Origin of the sequence: Chryseobacterium fluminis (assembly GCF_026314945.1) — a bacterium.
Lineage (GTDB): Bacteria > Bacteroidota > Bacteroidia > Flavobacteriales > Weeksellaceae > Chryseobacterium > Chryseobacterium fluminis.
Genome location: NZ_CP111121.1, coordinates 550,338 through 570,076 on the forward strand (window position 1 = coordinate 550,338; position 19,739 = coordinate 570,076).

The following is a 19,739-nucleotide window of genomic DNA, read 5'->3' on the forward strand; positions in this document are numbered from 1 at the left end:
GATTTATGTAAATCCTGGGCAAAAATAAAAGGCTGCCTCAAAATCGAAACAGCCTGTTTATTAATAAGTTAAAGTAAGTCCGGCTCCCCATCCCATTTCGTTATCATAGTTTCCTGAAACCGATAACCATTTTTGCAGAATATACCGTAATCCGGTGGTAAATTCTCCATCAGAATTAATGCTGAAATTCCCCCTGAGTCTCCTGGAAAGCGGAATATCTTCCCTGCTCAGCTCCAGCAAAACCTTTCCATTCTGATCCACACTTGCGTCTGAAGTAACCAGCATCGGTAAAAGGTACTGTATACCGACAATAAGTGCAGCACTGTTTTTAGAAGCTTTCTGCTGTCCAAACCAGGTTTTCTTACCTCTAAATTCCATTCCCATATCTTCTGCCATCTGTCTTTCCATCAATTCATGATTTTTCTGGATCCTGAAACCGGCATATGGCAGGGCCCACTGAAATTTTCCTAAAAATCTTCCGACTTTAAAATTTCCGTCAAAATGATTGAAGTCCCAATTGGAGTGAAATTCATTCAGATTAGCCCATCTTGGTCCGAACATCGTCATGGTCTCCGCATGCAGCTTATTAGATTGAATATCCAGCATGGCCATAGAGCTTATCATCCTGTTATCTTTCATAAAATCTTTCCATGCTAACTTCCTGTTCGGAAGCTGAGGATTCGGTTTTGAATTTTCATAGCTGAAAATTCTTCCCATTCCTGCCATCATATGATAGAGAATATGGCAGTGGAAGAACCAGTCTCCATCCTGGTTGGCTGCAAATTCGATGGTATTGGTTTCCATCGGCATAATATCAACTACATTTTTTAATGGCGAATACTCTCCCTTTGCATTAATGAGCCTGAAATCGTGACCGTGCAGGTGCATCGGATGCCGCATCATCGAATTATTGTACATGGTAATTCTCAGGATTTCTCCCTTTTTCACCAGAATTTTATCTGTTTCCGTAACTGTTTTGTTATCCAGGGTCCACAGGTAATGGTTCATATTTCCTTCCAGGGTAAACTTCATTTCTCGCACGTTATCTGTGGGCAACACCGTTTTCTCAGGAGATTTGAGCATATTATAAGACAGTCTTTTAATTGTTTTCTGTTCCTGCATACCCATTTCCGAATGGTTGTCTGCCGGGACACCTGGCATTACTTCAGAATGCTGAGAATGATCCTTCCCGCCTTTTGGTTTTTTCTCTTTCATCCCCATCATTTCATTCATATGCTTCAAAGTCATTTTTCTCTGGCTTTCAGGAAGCTCAGGATACATCACTTCATTCATATCCATCATCTGATTTCCCATGGTCATGTTCATGGGTTTCATATTTCCGCTCATTTCCATCATTCCGTTCATCATTTTCATCCCTTCGAACAGCTTTAATCTCGGAAGTTCAGGAGCCTGAATTTTTTCGCCAGAACCCAGCCAGAGTGAAGCGTGACCGACTCTGTCTTCTGAAGTTGCCCTAAATTCAAAGCTTTTGTTTTCAGGAATGGTCACTTCAATATCATAGGTTTCGGAAACTCCTATAATAAGGCGGTCGACTTCTACCGGAACGACGTCATTCCCGTCATTCCCGACAACTTTTATTTTTCCGCCTCCGAAATTCAGCCAGAAGTAGGTGGAAGAACCTCCGTTCGCAACTCTGAGCCGGACCTTATCTCCTGCCTTTAATTGAGCATCATCTGAACTTGGCTGCCCGTTAATCAGAAAACGGTCATAGTACACATCGCTCACATCCATCGCTTCCATCCTTTTCCATTCATTCAGAGCTTTTGTTCCGAAGTTCCCGGATTTTATAGCTTCCCAGTAACTTTGCACCGCATTTTTTTTAATAGCATACCAATCTGTATTCGCCATATGAAGCCTTCTCGCAATCTGCATAGGATTTTCATCGCTCCAGTCTCCCAACAGCACGGGTATTTCCTTGGTATAGGCAGCTTTGGGTTCTTCTTTCCGTTTATTGAATACCAGAATCCCGTTCATTCCGATCTGTTCCTGCAAACCTTCATGAGAATGATACCAGTAGGTTCCGTTTTGAGAGATCTTAAATTTGTACAGGTGTGTTTCTCCCGGTTTCACCGGTTTTGTCGTAAGATACGGAACACCGTCATGCTCATTCGGTAAGATGACCCCATGCCAGTGAAATCCCGTATTCTCTTTTAACCTGTTGTGAAGGTAAATTTCAGCAGTATCTCCTTCCGTAAAATATAATGTCGGGGCCTGCAACTTTCCGTTTACAGCAATGGCACGGCGATTTTTCCCTGTAAAATTTACAATCGTATCTTTTACATATAAATCATAACGTACCGTTTTTCCTCCAAAGCTTATTTTTCCGTTTTCTGTATTTCTTTTTAAAAAAGTATTCTGCGCTTCTACCGGAGTCGCCTTATTTTCAGTTTCAACTAAATCCATTCCGCATTTTGGGCATTTCCCGGGCTTACCGGAAACAACCTCGGGATGCATCGGGCAGCTATACTTTTGAGACTGAACATCAGATTTTGATACGATCTGAGTTTTTTCAGGTATTTTGTCCCGGGAAGTCGGTTCAGCCTTAATTGTTCCGGATGCGGCGCGATTCTTCAGTTTTTTAAGACCTTCTTTTTTTCCGGCCTTCGATGTATTTATTGTTTTAGTATTCTTTTCCGCTGATTTTATTTCTGTTTTCGGTGTAGGTTTCACGCTCGGTTTTGTAACAGTCTTTTGCTGTATGACAACCGTTTTTTTCCTTAATATCATTCCGCATTTTGGGCAGTCTCCGGGCTTTGAAGATACAATTTCCGGATCCATGGGACATGTATAATAGGTTTTTGCTACTTGTGAAAAACTGATTACAGAGAATGAAATCATAAGAAACATCATTAATTTTTTCATAATATCTCTATTTCAAAGCTGTACTGTCTAAGGACTACCGGAATTTTATTTCATAGCGGCGCTTGAACTTACTGTCTGATGTGACAGAGTCATTCTATTGACGGATCATTAGCAACGTACATTAAACGGTACAGCTTATAATTTGCAGAACATTTCTGCTACTTTTTAGTCTGTAATTAGTTGATCGTAGATTTTACACTTCCACAAGAAAGCATGGATTTTCCGTAGTAAGGATTCACGATTTTTGATTCGTCGCTTAGCCAGTTTCCATCAGCCATCGGACAATACTGAATATAAACCGGCTTTTCTGAAAGCTTAAATTCTTTCGTCATTGCGATCATATTATCTGAGAGGTTGTAGAAAAATTCTCTCTGAGCACTGATACTTCTTGCTTCTGAAATGGCGGTAGCATCTTTCCGAAGGATATTTAAATTACCTTCAGAAACAGATTTCACATCGATTGAAGATGCCGTTTTAATAAATTCCGCAGCTGCTTTGGAGGTTTTATCCGCATCATCTGAAGCCAGAGCTGATTTTACAGCAATATAATTTTCATAGAGCTTTGAAACCTGCACATCCTTTTTAGATTGTGCTGATAATGAAATAATTGAGAATATAGAGAAAACTGCTGTAATGATATACTTTTTCATTGTTTTATATTTTAGAATTAATAAAGAATTTGTTGAATAAGAGCGCATACGCGACAGATCATGTCGTCCTGAATAATAAGGAATCAAGCGACTGACGAATTCTAAATTCTAAAATTACAATGATGGATAAAAATCGGAACCGAACGTGTTTCCGGAGGCCCGTTAATTTGAATACGGGTAAACCTGGTTGCCGAAAAAGATGTATCTGTAAAGAAAGATTCTGGATTCCGAATCCCGGAGATCTGTTGTAAGAGATTAATTTTAAGTAAATCTGATTTTTGGGAATCATCAACTTTTACAATTTTTATTTCTGTTTTACAACAGTCTTTCTTGGTTTTGACACCACATTTACTACACAGGTCATCCGTTTTCTGGCTTACTGAAACCAATTCTTCCATACAATAATGAACGCTAAAAACTGCTCCGGAAGAAAATCCGAAATAGAAAATAGAGAATAGTATGGCCAGAATCTTTTTCATTGATGGGACAAAGTTAAAAATATCTTTAATAAAGATGTTACAGAATTCTGTATTATTGTTATAGAATTAAGAAAATAACAAACTCCTGAGATACCCAGGAGTTCAGTTTTTATTTTAATCTTTTCTCCGGACCTTGCCAATTTACAGGTACTGAAGAACTTTTAATCTATTTAATCTTAAATTCAAGTTTTACATTGAAGAAACGTCCTGTGAGACGAACCGGAACCGGATACATAAGGTTGGTATTAGCATCTGTGATCCACTGATTGGCTACCGTATTCCTGATGTTAAAGGCGTTGAAAACCTGAACACCCAGCGTCAGTTCATCAAAATTACCCCAAAATCCATAGGCTTTATTTTTTTCTTTGGGATCTATAAATGCATAAGACAGCCCCAGGTCTACTCTTTTATAAGATGGTAATGTTTTCTGGTATTGGTAAGGGTCTGTAAAAACCGGTGCTCCGGTAGGCAGTCCCATGGCATAAACTAAGGTTAAATTAACCCGCATCTGTGGGAAAGCAGGCATATAATCCTGGTAGAACATCGCAAATCTGAACCTCTGGTCCGTAGGTCTTGGAATATCCCCGCGCCCATCAATATTTTCGTAAACTCTTGCATAACTTGCAGACAACCATGAGTCTATTCCGGGAACAAATTCTCCGTATAGTCGCGTATCAAGTCCGTATGCATATCCTGAAGCATTATTTTTACCTGAATAACGGATTCTGACATTATCCATATAGTATGGAATGAGGTCATCCATTTTTTTATAGTATGCTTCCGTTGTTAATTTAAATGGTCTGTCGTACATCTCAAATTCATAATCATTGGCCAAAATCATCTGTAGCGAACGCTGCGATTTGATATTCTGGTTAAAATTACCTTCAAGATCTTTAATTTCTTTATAAAAAGGAGCCTGGTAATATACTCCTCCTGAAAGTCGGAATAACATATCGGTATCCCAATCCGGTTTTACAGCTACCTGGAATCTCGGGGAGAAAATGGTTTCCTTATTAAAACTCCAGTTCGAAACCCTGGCTCCTGCATTGACAAATATTTTGTTGGTTCCCCAGAAAAACTTTTTAGAATACTGGGCATAAGCAGACATTCTGGTAGGTTCAATATGATTGTTCCCTGAAATATGGTACAGAAGGTCAAGATCTCCCGGCGTCCCGAATCTGGGATCATCGATCGGTCTTGGCATGCTGTATCCGGCAGAATCTTTCAGTTTCCATTCATTGGTCAGATCTTTCAAATTTTCCTTCTCATACTTAAATCCCAATTCGATATCGGTATTCACATCAGGTGAAAAACGTGCTCTGAACTGTGTTCCGTAGGTTCTTACAAAGAGATCATTTCTGGCATGCTCAATCTGTCCTCCTGTATCATACGAGGTGATCGGTGCTCCGGTAATGGGGTCAAAAGTCTGTAAAATATATGCCGAAGCAATGGAATAATATTCTCTCTCCCTGTTCTGATATGAAAAACTGTCTAATGTAAATCTCCATTTATCAGACGGTTTATAATTCATGGAAAAAGTTCCCATCATATTTTTATACTTATCATCCTCTTTTCCGTTGTAAAAGACCGTAAGATTAAGCGGTCTCTGCAGACTTCCGAAATCTACACTCTGGCTTTTGGGAATCATTTCATAATCATTCTTAGAGTAATAACCGACGAATGAAAGTGAAAATTTAGGACTGATGTGGTAGTTTAAATAGGTCTGGAAATCCCAATAGGTAGGATTAAAGTTGGTGTCTTCTTTTAAAGTATTAAGAACAAGATTAGTATTCCTGTATCTTCCGGAGAATAAAGCAGTAAATCTTTTTTTGTCATCACTCGTTTTTCCGCCGGCAAAACCAGTCGTTAATCTTCCTCCGATTAAACTGCCTTCTCCTGAAAGTTCAAATTTTTCAGGCTCCCGGTAATAGATATTCAGTGCAGAAGACATTTTATCTCCGTACCTGGGTTCAAAGCCCCCTGCAGAGAAATTGACTGTTGAAACCATATCCGGATTGATGATACTCATACCCTCCTGTTGTGAATTTCTGATCAGGAACGGTCTGTATATTTCGATATCATTAATATAGATAAGATTTTCATCGTAATTTCCGCCACGCACCATATATTGTGAAGAAAGCTCGGTATTTGAGTTTACAGAGGGAAGGGTTTTAAGAACGCCTTCGATACCTCCCGAAATAGTCGCTGCATTTTTTGCATCTTTTGCAGAAATCTTCACTGTGGTAAGATCTGTTGTTTTTCCTATTATCTTTTTCTGGAAAACAACTTCCTCAATATCGGTGACTTTTGTCGTGTCTCTCTTTTTAACCTGAGAGAACACTAACATGGGAACCATAAGGCTCAGCGGTAAAACTAGTTTTTTCAAAAGAAATGTTTTAAAATTTCAAACGTGAATATATACATTTTATTTTAACTTATTTAAACTTTATTTAACATTTATTAAAAATGATTTTACCATTCTTACTGGCTTTGTGTATTATTTACTAAAGAAATAAAACAGCCGTAAATTATTGGTGCCAGTAAAAAGAAATTTAAACAGTCGTATCTATGATTTGATTAAAATTTATAAAACAGCTTCTCTGATCCGTGTCAGTTTTTGTAACAGATCTTCCAATAAATCCAGTCTCAACATATTGGCGCCATCCGACAATGCTGTTTCGGGCGTTGGATGGGTCTCAATAAAAATTCCGTCTGCTCCTACGGCGATTCCTGCTTTAGCTACTGTTTCGATCAGGTCCGGCCTTCCTCCTGTCACTCCTGAGCTTTGATTGGGCTGCTGTAAGGAATGGGTAACATCCAGAATTACGGGAGCATATTCTCTCATGGTAGGAATTCCTCTATAATCTACTACCAGATCAGTATATCCGAAAGAATTTCCTCGCTCAATAATGGCTACTTTCTGATTTTCAGAATCTGTAATTTTCTGAACCGCAAATTTCATTGATTCCGGAGACAGAAACTGTCCTTTTTTCAGGGTAACACATTTTCCCGTCTGGGCTGCAGCGACTAAAAGGTCGGTCTGACGTACCAGGAAAGCAGGAATTTGTAAAACATCTACATACTGCGCTGCTAAAGCCGCATGCTCATTCTCATGAATATCTGTAGTGGTAGGAATGTTAAACGTCTCTCCTACTTTTTTAAGAATTTCTAAAGATTTTTCTTCACCAATGGTTGTAAATGAATCTACCCTGCTTCTATTCGCTTTTTTGAAGCTTCCCTTAAAAATATACGGAATATTATATTTGTTGGTCAGCTCAATCACTTTTTCAGCAATTCTCAATGCCATATCTTCGCCTTCGATGATGCATGGTCCGGCAATCAGAAAAAAGTTTTTTGAATCTTTGTGGTGAATATTATCTAAATATTGAATCATTTTGTTGTAAATTAAAAGTTCAGTAAAAATACTTATAAAGTTTCAAAACCGGAAATTATTTTATGGCTTTAATACGTATTGTTACGATAGCTGCCGTCTTTTGGACATTGTCCGAATTCAGTTTTCAGAATACTCACCTGTCCACAAATGATATAATCATGTTCAAATTCTTAAGGTGTTCAAATTTTGAAAGCATTACAATAAAATTTGCTTTAACACATCAGTCACATAAGTTTATTCCTAGCTTTGAAAATATTTAGATCAAATAAGAAAAAATCGTAGATTTTTAAAGAATAAGGTGTTCTTCTGTGCGGTACAATAATCATCTTACAAAATTTTTATGTGCTAAAATTCTACAGTATTATAGGTAAGTTTCCTTAACACATCAGTCACATAAGTTTATCCCAAACTTTGAAAATATTCAGATCACATAAGAAAAAATCGTAGATTTTTACAGACTAAAGTGTTCTTCTGTGCGGTACAAAAGTCATCTTACAAAATTCTTATGTGTTAAAATTCTACAATATTACAGATGAATTTGCTTTAACACATCAGTCACATAAGCTTATTCCTAGCTGTAGAAATATTCAGATCAAATAAGAAAAAATCGTAGATTTTTACAGACTAAAGTGTTCTTCTGTGCGGTACAATAGTCATCTTACAAAATTCTTATGTGTTAAAAATTCTGCAGTATTACAGGTGGATTTGCTTTAACACATTAGTCACATAAGCTTATTCCTAGCTTTGAAAATATTTAGATCACTTAAGAAAAATCGTAGATTTTTACAGACTAAAGTGTTCTTCTGTGCGGTACAAAAGTCATCTTACAAAATTCTTATGTGTTAAAATTCTGCAGTATTACAGATGAATTTGCTTTAAAACATTAGTCACATAAGTTTATCCCAAACTTTGAAAATATTTAGATCAGTTAAGAAAAATCGTAGATTTTTACAGACTAAAGTGTTCTTCTGTGCGGTACAAAAGTCATCTTACAAAATTCTCATGTGTTAAAAATTCAACAGTATTACAGATGAGTCTCCTTAACACATTAGTCAAATAAGTTTATCCCAAACTTTGAAAATATTTACATCAGTTAAGAAAAATCGAAGATTTTTACAGACTAAAGTGTTCTTCTGTGCGGTACAAAAGTCATCTTACAAAATTCTTATGTGTTAAAAATTCTGCAGTATGACAGATGAATTCGCTTTAACACATCAGTTACATAAGCTTATTCCTAGCTATAGAAATATTCAGATCACTTAAGAGGAAAATTATTCCAGTTACATCAATTCATCCTTTTTAAAATTTTTTCAAACGTATTGATGTTTCTGCTGGTGAACTGATCTTTAAGACTTTTTTTGCCTAAAATTTTCCCAAAACCGGAATCTAAAGTACTCCCTTTCGGAACCTGCCAGTAGAAAATTTCATTTACGATTTGGGCATCTTCATTTTCGGCTTTTAAAGAATTCTCAAATTCCTGCATTAAAGTATTTTCAACGCCCGCATTACCGATAAAAGAATAGGTATGAAAATCATTATTTCTTTCAAACGGATTGCCGTTCCAAAAATTTTCTATTTCTTCCTTCGACTTGATAAAGAGGAAGGCTTCGTAAGAAAAGTGATCAGACATTGCTTTTTCAAGAATTTGTCTTAATTCACCGGGTGTCCTATCCGATGAGAAAATAATATTTCCGGAAGCCAGAACCGATGCTACTTCCTCCATATCTGCATTTTTGAAAACCTGGCCGACTTCAGCCATTTTCATATTGGTTCCTTTTACATTCACTCCTCTAAGAAAAGCACAGTACATCATTCACTCCTATTTTGGTTAAAAGTTTATTATTTTCAACGATTAATCAACTCTTTCATAAAGGTTATAATCTGTTCCGGACGGTTTCAAAACATATATTTTCTGAAGAATTTTATGGTCACTTTTCAGATGATCTTTTATCCTGAACTCTTTCAGTAATTTATAATGCGTTTTATAGTATTCAGCATCTGTCCGTTCAAACAGGTCATCATAAGAAAGCAGATATTTGGGATTTCTCTTTTTAACGGTATTCACCCAGTAATTTTTTTTATCTTTTTTAATTTCAGACTGAACTTCTTTATCAACGAGTCCTACTTCATCGATTGTTTTCAATCCTGAAAAATAAGGAACATATCCGGCAGGCTCCAACAGGATCCATTGTTTTTTATCTTTCTCATACTGATTTAAAAACAATCCTATTGTTCTTCTGTAATTCCATTCCCCGTTTCCGGTTGCAATTGAGTGTACTGTCTGGAAAGCGAGCATCGGGACGATATAAAATACGATCAGCAGAGACAGCCAGAGATTTCTTTTTTCTTTCTGTTCCAACACAAAAATTAAAACAGGGACAAAAAGCAGTAATTGCGGAACCCAGTAATACCAGTCAAAAAGGCTCTTCTGTGACAGGAAAATAAGTTGTTTTACCCATCCGAACATGAAGATCATCCATAGAAAATAATTCCTTCTTTCCCGCTGGCGGATCAGGTAAATAAAACAAAGCAATTCGAAAATTAAAAGCAAGATGGTGAGAGGGTTAAAATCTCCCGGCAGCTTCAGCATTCCCCAAAAGTTTCCGAAGTTAACTCCAAAATACTCCAGACTCTGCATAAACGTAAAATTGTGATCGTACAGAAGCTTTTTAGCGACAATCGTATTATTAACGAGTTCTCCAAAATAGAACCAGTTGAAAGAAACGGTAAATAAAACGGCTGAAATACCTCCGACCACATAATTCCACCGGATCTTCTTTGTCCAGAACAGGTCAACCAAAAACACGGTTCCCAGGAAAATGACCGTATCGATCCTTGTGAACAGAATAAGTACCGGCAACAGGAGCAGTGCCCACTTTTTTTCTTTTTTAAAGCCATAATATAAAAGGGCCATTTCTAAAAAGAACAGAATCCCATACTCCATTCCTAAAATGGATATTTTAATAGCAGGCGGAAGTATTCCGATCAAAAATATAAATAGTGCCTTATGCCATGGTTTTTTCAATACCAAATGAGACAAAAACAGGGTTCCTATGGTAAATAAAACCGAATTGAAGATGAGAATAGGTTCTATAAAATGTTCTTTTCCGAAAACCAGATTAAAGAAATAAGAAACAAAGACATACAGATGCGTTGTGGATGCAGATATTTTCGTATCGCCGTTAAAACCTATGACGCCGTAATCAAGGAGATTCTGGGCAACACGCCAGGTAATGAAGGCATCCTCCTGAATATAGTGTGTTAATAAAAAAAGAAGTTTAAAAAGAACTGTAAGAACTACAGCATACATTGGGATTTTGTTGTTTTTTGTTTCAGCCATCGTGCTTATTTATGTTGCACAAATATAATTCTAATATTCCTGAATCCCAATAAAAAAACGGAACCGAAGTTCCGTTTAGTTTTTATTTAGTGGCGTTGATAATCGCATTGGTAATCTGACTTTCTTTTTCTTTCGAATAGGTAGAATCAAAAGGCTCCATAATATCAAATAAATATTGGTAGAATGGCGTGATCTTCTGAACGTTTTCAGATTCTTTGAGGGCTTTATCTTTACCCATCTGCTGAAGATCTTTCACAAAAACATTGAACTTTTTATCGATCGGCTCAATGGACTTTACCAGATAAGCATAGGCCTTATCATTCTGGCCCAGTCTTTTGTAGGCATCTGTAACTGCTGAAACGACCAGCGAGTATTCCATTGGTTTAGATCTCATCTGTCTTTTCAGATAGTTCTGCTCTTCTCTTGTGAGGCCTGCGTAATAGTCATACTCTTCAAAAATTCCTTTTTTAAGAACTTCTGCCAGCTGAAGACCTTTCTGCTCCTGTCCTGCAACGATGTATCCGTACACCATTGAACTTAGAGAGCGGGATCATTATATTTTTCAGCAGGAATTTCTCTGGCTGCAAGATCCAGCACTTCAACAGCTTTTGCTTTTTGTCCTGTCGTAGCCAGTGCTGCTGCAGCTCTGCTCGCCGAACTTCTGTAGCTCATGATGTTAGAAGTAGCTGTTTCATCAAAATGAGTATTCAGGTCTTTAAAGTTACCCCATCTGAAGTTTTTAACGACATTATATAATGAGTTGGCATCTACTCTTCCCATTTCACCGTCAGGAGTCTGAGGGGTATGAATAGGAATTAATCTGTAACTGAAGCCGTCAAACTGAAGATATTCGTCCAGATAGAAAATATTCTCACTGTCATAGATCCCTCCTGATGAGAAGCTGATTGGCCTTTTCCAGTCGAAATTCGCCAAAAGATCCATTAAAATAAGATTATTTTTAAAAAGTGTATTTCCTTTGTAATTGATCATAATCTGATTCACGGTACCTGAAAGCTCTGCCTGAGTGATAATTCCGGCTTTTAAAGCATTATCTTTATTTACAGGAAGAATGAATTTGGTTACCGGAAGAATATTATACTTTTCATATTTTTCTTCTCCGAAATACATCTTTAACAGTTCGTCCTTCGCAGGAGATTTCTGCTTAATAAAGCTCATGGCTTCTTTTAATGTCATGGAATCCTGAGTAAGATACTTTCTGAACTCTGCAAACTCAGTTTCAGGTGCTCCCTGTTCTTTCAGCATAGAAAACACGCCCTCCCAGTCATCCTTTTTCATCATGTAGATCTGGTCATTTACTCCATCTCTGTAATCATCATGAGTCAGCTGGCTTGGAATTGCATTAGCATTGTATGTTTTTCTCTTTACCTGGTCAATATTCCACGGTGTTGATGCCAATGTAAAATTGACTACTTTCACATCATCCCTGAATCTTTCAGTCTCCTGAATGGCCCAAACCGGATAGGTATCGTTATCGCCATATACAAAAAGGATATCGTCTTTTGGTAATGACTTCAACATGGAATAAGCATAGTCATAGGCCGTATATCGGTTGCTTCTGTCATGTACATTGTAATTCTGGAAACCCATCATAAAAGGTACCCCAAGTAAAACAACCCCGGCAACGATATTGGCTGCGTTTGATTTTACCTTTGACTGAAGAAACCATAGAATAGCTCCTGCGCCCAGGCCGATCCAGATTGCGAAAGCGTAAAATGAACCTACCATGGCATAATCTCTCTCTCTCGGTTCAAAAGGCTTTACTCCTGTATAGAAAACAATTCCTACACTCGTTAAAACGAATAGTGATAACAAAGCGTAAAACCTACCAAAGTCTCTGTTCAGCTGGAAGAAAAATCCTATCAATCCTAAAATTAACGGTAAAAAGAAGAACTTTACCGTACTCTCATTCTGAAATTTGGCAGGCATTTTATCCTGATTTCCCCACAAAGCATTATCAATGAACGAAAATCCTGATACCCAGTTACCTCTTGTACTTTCCATATTTCCTTCAAGATCATTCTGTCTTCCGACAAAGTTCCACATCAGGTACCTCACAAAATAATATCCATTTTGGAAGGTGAAGAAATAATCCATATTCTGAGCTAAAGAAGGCCTCTGAACTTTAATAAGGTTATAAGGCTTTACCTTCAGGTAATCCGCAGCTGTAATGGATTTATCTTCGTATTTTCCACGGAGCTCCTCAAAAATCTGTTTAGCCTGAGGATTATCCGCAACATCTTCATTGTCATAATTAAAGGTAAAGTCAGGAGCGCCATACATCGAAATGTAGTTCGCCATTACATTTTTATCTTCATTAAACATTCTCGGCATAAAGCTTACCTGAGATTTACTGAAAACATAATTGAATCGGTCATTTGTTTTCAGATATTTTCCTGTTTTCTCATCTTTTTCGTAAACCTCTCCTGTTTTTTCGGTCCTGAAACTTCCGTCCTCATTTTTTTCAATTCCATTGGCATCCAGAAAGGCAGTGTAATTCTGACCGTATACTGTAGGCCAATCTCCATACTGTACTCTGTTATAGTAATCCAGCATCCCGATGGCATTATCAGGATCATTTAAGTTCATCGGAGGATTTGCATTCGCACGGATCGGAATGACCATCCAGCATGAAAAACCGATAATCATATAAACAAGGGAAAGTGCTACCGTCTGATAGACTTTTTTCTGTACTTTCCTGGCATATTTAATAATGAAATAGCAGATCGCCACCATAATGATAAAGGCAACAATAGTCCCTGAGTGGAAAGGTAAGTTCAACCCATTAACAAAGAAGATCTCAAGCTTGCCAAACATCGTCATGATGAACGGGAAGATAAATTTGAAAACCATTGCTAAAATAAACAGGGTAATAAGATTGGCCCAGATAAAATTCTTCCACGTAAAGGTGTAGTTTCTGGCATAATATACCAGACAAACCGCAGGAATGGCCAGCATACACATCATATGAACTCCTACTGATAATCCGAGGATAAAGAAAATAAGAATAATCCACCTTTCACTGTCCGGCGCGTTATATTCATTTTCCCACTTGGTAATCAGCCAGACCAGAAGGGCAATAAACATAGAGGCCATCGAATAAACTTCACCCTCCACTGCCGAAAACCAAAAGGTATCAGAGAATGTGAAGCATAATGCCCCCACTACTCCGGCAAAGAGAATTGAGATTTCCTGATGCTTCGTAACATCTTCGAAATCTTTGTTTAAAAGTCTTCTCACGAAATGAGTGATCGTCCAGAACAGAAACAAGATCGTAAGTGCGCTGAACAATGCAGACATCGCATTGATCACCACAGAATAATTTTCACCCTTCCCTAAAGCAAAAATGGCTGCTACAGCACCCACAATCTGAAACAAAGCTGCTCCCGGAGCATGCGTTACTTCCAATTTTACCGCAGAAGAGATATACTCGCCACAATCCCAAAAACTGAAATTGGGTTCAATGGTGGACAAGTACGTGAAAAATGCAATGACAAACACCACCCATCCTACGACGGTGTTCCATTGCCTGAAAGTCCAATTTTTCATAGTATTAATATCAATTACGCGAAAATAAGGCTTTTATCTTACTTCATGGTGTTTTTAACAAAATTTAAAAAATTTGGCGCGTTTTTTGAAAACTTTCGGTCCTGAGATTGCATGAAAAAAATAAATTTTAAGATTCATCGCTTACATCTAAAACAAAAGTTTAGTAATTATTTATTTTTTTGTATTTTTGCGGTCAGATTTTTATTGAAAAATAACAAATAATGAGTAATGTTTACGATAATATCCTTGGCCTAATTGGGAACACTCCAATGGTGAAGCTAAATACTGTTACAAAAGATATTCCTGCAACCGTTTACGCCAAGTTAGAATCATATAATCCTGGACATTCCACCAAAGACAGAATCGCCCTTCATATTATAGACAACGCTGAGAAAAAAGGTTTATTAAAAGAAGATTCCGTAGTTGTAGAGACTACTTCAGGGAACACAGGATTTTCAATTGCAATGGTTTGCATTATTAAAGGATATAAGTGTATCCTTGCGGTAAGTGATAAAACCAAACCCGAGAAAATTGCCTACCTTAAAGCATTAGGTGCTACGGTATATATTTGTCCTGCCAATGTGCCGGCAGATGACCCCAGATCATATTATGAAGTTGCTAAGAGGATCGCCTCAGAAACACCAAATTCAGTTTACATCAATCAGTATTTTAACGAACTAAATATTGATGCACACTACCAAACTACCGGTCCTGAAATTTGGGAACAGACCCATGGGAAGATCACTCACCTTTTTGCCTGTACTGGAACTGGTGGAACCTTATCGGGATCAGCAAAGTTTTTGAAAGAGAAAAATCCGGACATCAAAATCATCGGAGTAGATGCAGACGGATCGATTCTTAAAAGCTATCATGAAACAGGCGAGATTCATAAAGAGGATGTGCACCCATATCAGATTGAAGGAATGGGAAAAAATTTAATCCCTTCTGCCCTTCTTTTTGATAAAGTGGATGAATTTGTCAGGGTAAATGATGAAATGTCAGCCTACAGAACCCGTGAGATTGCCCTGAAAGAAGCAATTATGGGCGGTTATACAACAGGAGCCGTAACCCAGGGACTTATTCAGTACGCACAGTCTCATCCATTCGCGGAGAATGATATGATTGTTTTGATTTATCCGGATCACGGATCAAGATATATTACGAAAGTGTACAGTGACAAATGGATGGCCGAACAGGGTTTTGTCAATAACTGTGTACACAATTACGATGAGGTTTTCAAGACAGAATTTATTAAATAGAATTAATTAAATCACGATACAAATCAAGCCTTTTTTGTAGACCATAAAAGGCTTTTTCACTTAAAAATTACTAGAAAAATGTTGGATATTTTTGAAAGAATAAAAGAAAATCCGGGACCCCTTGGACAATTTGCAGATTATGGTGAAGGTTATTTTATTTTCCCAAAATTAGAGGGACCTATCGGCCCGAGAATGCAGTTTCAAGGAAGAGAAGTAATTTTCTGGAGTGCCAATGATTATCTGGGATTATGTAATCATCCTGAAGTCATTGAAGCCGATGCCAAAGCTGCTGCAGAATTCGGAATGTTCTATCCTATGGGAGCTAGAGCCATGTCCGGTGAAACGCATCAGCATTTACAGTTGGAAAGAGAATTGGCAGATTTCGTAAAAAAAGATTCAGCATATTTATTGAACTTCGGATACCAGGGAATGGTATCTACCATTGATGCTTTGGTAAGCAGAAATGATGTGATCGTTTATGATGTGGACTCTCATGCCTGTATTGTAGATGGTGTAAGACTGCACGCAGGAAAAAGATTCACCTACAGACATAACGACATCGAAAGTCTTGAAAAAAATCTTCAGAGAGCAACGAAAGTAGCGGAAGAAAACGGCGGTGGGATTTTAGTAATCACCGAAGGAGTTTTCGGAATGAGAGGTCAGCAGGGAAAAATTAAAGAAATCTGCGCCTTAAAAGAAAAATACAGCTTCAGACTTTTAGTGGATGATGCTCACGGATTCGGGACCTTAGGAGAAACAGGTGCAGGTGTTGGTGAGGAGCAGAACTGTATGGATCAGATTGATGTATATTTTTCTACCTTTGCAAAATCAATGGCTGGTTTCGGAGCGTTTTTAGCCGGTGAGAAAGATATTATCCGATATCTGAAATTCAACCTGCGATCTCAGATCTTTGCCAAGTCTCTAACAATGCCAATGGTAATTGGCGGTTTAAAGAGGTTGGAATTATTGAGATCAAGACCGGAAATTAAAGCAAAGCTTTGGGAAAACACCTACAAATTACAGAACGGGCTTAAGGAAAGAGGATTCAATATTGGTGATACCAATACTTGTGTAACTCCGGTTATGATGCAGGGTACTCCTGTGGAAGCTACTCTTCTGGTAAAAGATTTGAGGGAAATCTACGGAATTTTCACCTCTGTCGTTGTATATCCGGTAATTCCTAAGGGAATGATTTTGTTGAGATTAATCCCAACAGCATCTCATACGGATTCTGAGATTAATGAGACGCTGGCAGCGTTTGAAGCCATTCACGATAAATTAGTCAATGGCTATTATAAAGAGCAGGAACAAAAACTATTGGAAGAACAGGGTTTAAGTTTTAAACCTTTATAATAAAAAGAAAGAGACTGTCATCAAAACAGTCTCTTTCTTTTTATATTAGTTTGCCGGAGGTCGTCCCATTCCCTGCTGTTTAAGCCGGTTGATGGTTTCACTCACCAGATGATCATATTGGTCTTTACTGATAGGTTCTCCACGTGAAGGCTTGGTAATATTAAATGCAGTATCTTTCCTATTGATGGCGACTGCAAGAAAGGTTTTATTTTCTGAACTGGCCTCAATAATTAATCCCGGCAGTCCGTAATAGTCTTCCGGACCTTCTTTTACCGGTAATTCTTCAGTGTACCACACAGAGATATTTTCACCATTGATTACAGTACTGGCTTTTTTTACGGTGTAAGTACTTATTTTTTTTCTCTTCATTCGTGAGTTTCCAGTCATATTTTCAGGTGGTCTGTCACCAGCAATAATTATTTAATAATTCAGTGTATTGGTAAAATTCGGGAAACAACCGTCAGCAGACAGTTTTAAAGCCATACTTCGATCGGCGTACTGAACAAAATATTTTATTAAAAAAGTAAAACAAATTGTATGAAAATGGCAAATAGCTGAAAAATTTATATCTTTGACACCGGGTTTTGATGAAACTCTTTTTAAATAATTATAAAACTTCTCTGTTGAAAGATCTGCTTCTTATCACTCCGCCCTTTACCCAACTCAATACTCCTTATCCTGCGACAGCGTATATCAAAGGTTTTTTGAATATAAAAAATATTTCAAGCTATCAGGTTGATTTAGGAATCGAAGTGATTCTTCAATTATTTTCAAAAGAGGGAATTCAGAAAATTTTTGACATAGAAATAGTTATTCAGAATGTTTCAGAAAATTCCCAAAGAATTTTCACACTGAGAAATGAATATATTTCAGGTTGTTTCTTTTTTACAGGGAAAAAACCCTACCCTCGCCCGGCAAATCTGTTCCATGAATTTTCTACCGGAAGCATCAAGATTTAACCACCTGGATGATATGGAATTTGCTTTCGGCAACATGGGATTACAGGATAAAGCCAAACATCTGGCCACTTTATATTTAGAAGATCTGTCAGATTATATTATTGAAAATATTGATCCGGATTTTGGGTTCAGCAGATACGCTGAGCGATTAGGGAAAAGTGCGAATTCCTTTGATGAGTTATATGCAAAGTTATCGGAAAGTCAGACTTTTACTGATGAAATTACTTTGAAGATTCTTCAGCAAAAATTAGAGGAAGTACAGCCTAAGCTGGTTTGTTTCTCTATCCCTTTTCCTGGGAATCTTTACTCGGCTTTCCGATGTGCAAAATTTATCAAAGAAAATTATCCTCACCTTAAAACTGCTATGGGTGGAGGTTTTCCAAATACAGAATTAAGGGAAGTAAAAGATGAAAGAGTATTTGAATTTTTCGATTTTATTACTTTAGATGACGGGGAACTTCCGATTGAATTGCTGTATGAAAACATCTGTCATCCCGGGCAAGGCGATGAATCTTATTTTAAAAGAACATTTCTTATTGAAGACCATAAAGTTACGTATAAAAACAATTCCAAACGACAGGATTATAAGCAGGCAGAAGTCGGAACACCCGATTACACCGATTTACATTTGGACCAATATGTTTCCGTCATTGAAATTGCCAATCCGATGCACAGCCTATGGAGCGACGGAAGATGGAATAAGCTGACGATGGCCCATGGCTGCTATTGGGGAAAATGTACATTCTGTGATATTTCGTTAGATTATATTAAAATCTATGAACCTGTTTCCGCAAGAATCCTGGTAGACAGAATGGAGGAACTGATCCTCACCACCGGTGAAACAGGATTTCACTTCGTAGATGAAGCGGCACCTCCTGCTTTGATGCGTGAAGTGGCTTTGGAAATTTTAAGGAGAAATATTGTGGTCACCTGGTGGACCAATATCCGTTTTGAAAAAAGCTTCACCCGGGACCTGTGCTTTTTATTGAAACTTTCCGGTTGCGTTGCAGTTTCCGGTGGTCTCGAAGTAGCAAGTGACCGTCTTTTAAAATTAATTGATAAAGGAGTTTCTGTAGACCAGGTTGCAAAGGTGACCCGCAATTTTACGGAATCCGGAATTATGGTTCATGCCTATTTAATGTACGGCTATCCGACACAGACGGTGCAGGAAACCATCGACTCTCTGGAAATGGTCCGGCAATTATTTGAAATGGGGATCTTACAAAGTGGTTTCTGGCATCAGTTTGCGATGACAGCACACTCCCCCGTAGGAATAAATCCTGAAGAATTTGGAGTGACTCCGGTCGAAAATGAAGTTTTATTTGCCAACAATGATATCGACTTTATAGATATAACAGGAATCGACCACAGCCAGTTCAGTTTCGGATTAAAAAAATCACTGTTTAATTATATGCACGGAATTAATTTCGAGCTGCCCCTCCAGGAGTGGTTTGATTTCAAAATTCCCGGAACTACGGTTCATCCGGATTACATTCATGACGCTTTACTGGAAGATAATGATTTTACATTTAAAGGAAGTTCAAAAATCATCTTTTTAACCAAAAACGTAATCGCTGAGAATCGCGTAAAAAATAAAAAGAAGTATAATTACCCGTACACGAGAATTACAATCCACTTAAAAACTAATATTGTGAGTGTAGATTTGGACCAGGAGCACGCCGGTTGGCTAATGACCATGTTGGAAAAGAGTTTTACGGACCAGACAAAGAAAATTACGCTCCAGCAGTTAAAGACTGATTTTGAAGAAAATTTTGAAAATTTTGAGCTGTTCTGGTTTTCTAAACCGATCCAACAGCTGAAGGAAAATGGGGTGATCTTGAGTCTTTAGTTTTGA

General features: G+C 37.7%; 10 protein-coding genes and 2 pseudogenes. 3 read left to right on the forward strand and 9 right to left on the reverse strand.

The window, feature by feature from the left end; genetic code table 11:
* Positions 1–60: 60 nt before the first annotated feature.
* The 8 genes and pseudogenes from ODZ84_RS02570 to ODZ84_RS02605 form a co-directional block, all read right to left on the reverse strand.
* Positions 61–2,883, reverse strand: a complete 2,823-nt coding sequence (locus ODZ84_RS02570) for a multicopper oxidase domain-containing protein (protein ID WP_266175451.1) — start codon at positions 2,881–2,883, stop codon at positions 61–63.
* 176 nt (positions 2,884–3,059) lie between these two features.
* Entirely contained in the window at positions 3,060–3,533 is a 474-nt protein-coding gene (locus ODZ84_RS02575; RefSeq protein WP_266175452.1) for a DUF3347 domain-containing protein, read from the reverse strand.
* 101 nt (positions 3,534–3,634) lie between these two features.
* Positions 3,635–4,012 (reverse strand): HYC_CC_PP family protein, encoded by a 378-nt coding sequence (locus tag ODZ84_RS02580; protein WP_266175453.1) that lies wholly within the window; start codon positions 4,010–4,012, stop codon positions 3,635–3,637.
* Between the two features lie 166 nt (positions 4,013–4,178).
* Entirely contained in the window at positions 4,179–6,398 is a 2,220-nt protein-coding gene (locus ODZ84_RS02585; RefSeq protein ID WP_266175454.1) for a TonB-dependent receptor plug domain-containing protein, read from the reverse strand.
* Between the two features lie 198 nt (positions 6,399–6,596).
* Entirely contained in the window at positions 6,597–7,406 is an 810-nt protein-coding gene (gene kdsA / locus ODZ84_RS02590) for a 3-deoxy-8-phosphooctulonate synthase (protein WP_266175455.1), read from the reverse strand.
* Positions 7,407–8,691: 1,285 nt separating this feature from the next.
* Positions 8,692–9,219 carry a DUF1697 domain-containing protein gene (locus ODZ84_RS02595; RefSeq protein WP_266175456.1) on the reverse strand — a complete coding sequence of 176 codons (528 nt, stop codon included), beginning with the start codon at positions 9,217–9,219 and terminating at the stop codon, positions 8,692–8,694.
* A 39-nt stretch (positions 9,220–9,258) separates the two neighbouring features.
* A complete protein-coding gene (locus ODZ84_RS02600; RefSeq protein WP_266175457.1) occupies positions 9,259–10,746 on the reverse strand; it encodes a hypothetical protein in 1,488 nt (495 codons plus the stop codon).
* Positions 10,747–10,828: 82 nt separating this feature from the next.
* A pseudogene (locus tag ODZ84_RS02605) lies at positions 10,829–14,313 on the reverse strand (glycosyltransferase family 117 protein).
* Positions 14,314–14,534: 221 nt separating this feature from the next.
* Between ODZ84_RS02605 and ODZ84_RS02610 the strand changes: the two are divergent.
* On the forward strand, positions 14,535–15,572 hold the full coding sequence (locus tag ODZ84_RS02610) for a PLP-dependent cysteine synthase family protein (protein ID WP_266175458.1): 1,038 nt from the start codon (positions 14,535–14,537) through the stop codon (positions 15,570–15,572).
* A gap of 81 nt (positions 15,573–15,653) precedes the next feature.
* Positions 15,654–16,925, forward strand: a complete 1,272-nt coding sequence (locus ODZ84_RS02615) for an aminotransferase class I/II-fold pyridoxal phosphate-dependent enzyme (RefSeq protein ID WP_266177445.1) — start codon at positions 15,654–15,656, stop codon at positions 16,923–16,925.
* 45 nt (positions 16,926–16,970) lie between these two features.
* On the opposite strand, the gene ODZ84_RS02620 is transcribed toward ODZ84_RS02615, so the two are convergent.
* Entirely contained in the window at positions 16,971–17,294 is a 324-nt protein-coding gene (locus tag ODZ84_RS02620; RefSeq protein WP_323136844.1) for a GLPGLI family protein, read from the reverse strand.
* 254 nt (positions 17,295–17,548) lie between these two features.
* Here ODZ84_RS02620 and ODZ84_RS02625 point away from each other — a divergent pair.
* Positions 17,549–19,733: pseudogene (locus ODZ84_RS02625) on the forward strand (B12-binding domain-containing radical SAM protein).
* The last annotated feature ends 6 nt before the right edge of the window (positions 19,734–19,739 follow it).

What these genes read in the sequence shown, in the direction of transcription:
- ODZ84_RS02570 (WP_266175451.1), bottom strand. Translation starts at nt 2,883, where the DNA reads ATGAAAAAATTAATGATGTTTCTTATGATTTCATTCTCTGTAATCAGT.
- ODZ84_RS02575 (WP_266175452.1), bottom strand. Translation starts at nt 3,533, where the DNA reads ATGAAAAAGTATATCATTACAGCAGTTTTCTCTATATTCTCAATTATT.
- ODZ84_RS02580 (WP_266175453.1), bottom strand. Translation starts at nt 4,012, where the DNA reads ATGAAAAAGATTCTGGCCATACTATTCTCTATTTTCTATTTCGGATTT.
- kdsA (WP_266175455.1), bottom strand. Translation starts at nt 7,406, where the DNA reads ATGATTCAATATTTAGATAATATTCACCACAAAGATTCAAAAAACTTT.
- ODZ84_RS02595 (WP_266175456.1), bottom strand. Translation starts at nt 9,219, where the DNA reads ATGATGTACTGTGCTTTTCTTAGAGGAGTGAATGTAAAAGGAACCAAT.
- ODZ84_RS02600 (WP_266175457.1), bottom strand. Translation starts at nt 10,746, where the DNA reads ATGGCTGAAACAAAAAACAACAAAATCCCAATGTATGCTGTAGTTCTT.
- ODZ84_RS02610 (WP_266175458.1), top strand. Translation starts at nt 14,535, where the DNA reads ATGAGTAATGTTTACGATAATATCCTTGGCCTAATTGGGAACACTCCA.
- ODZ84_RS02620 (WP_323136844.1), bottom strand. Translation starts at nt 17,294, where the DNA reads ATGAAGAGAAAAAAAATAAGTACTTACACCGTAAAAAAAGCCAGTACT.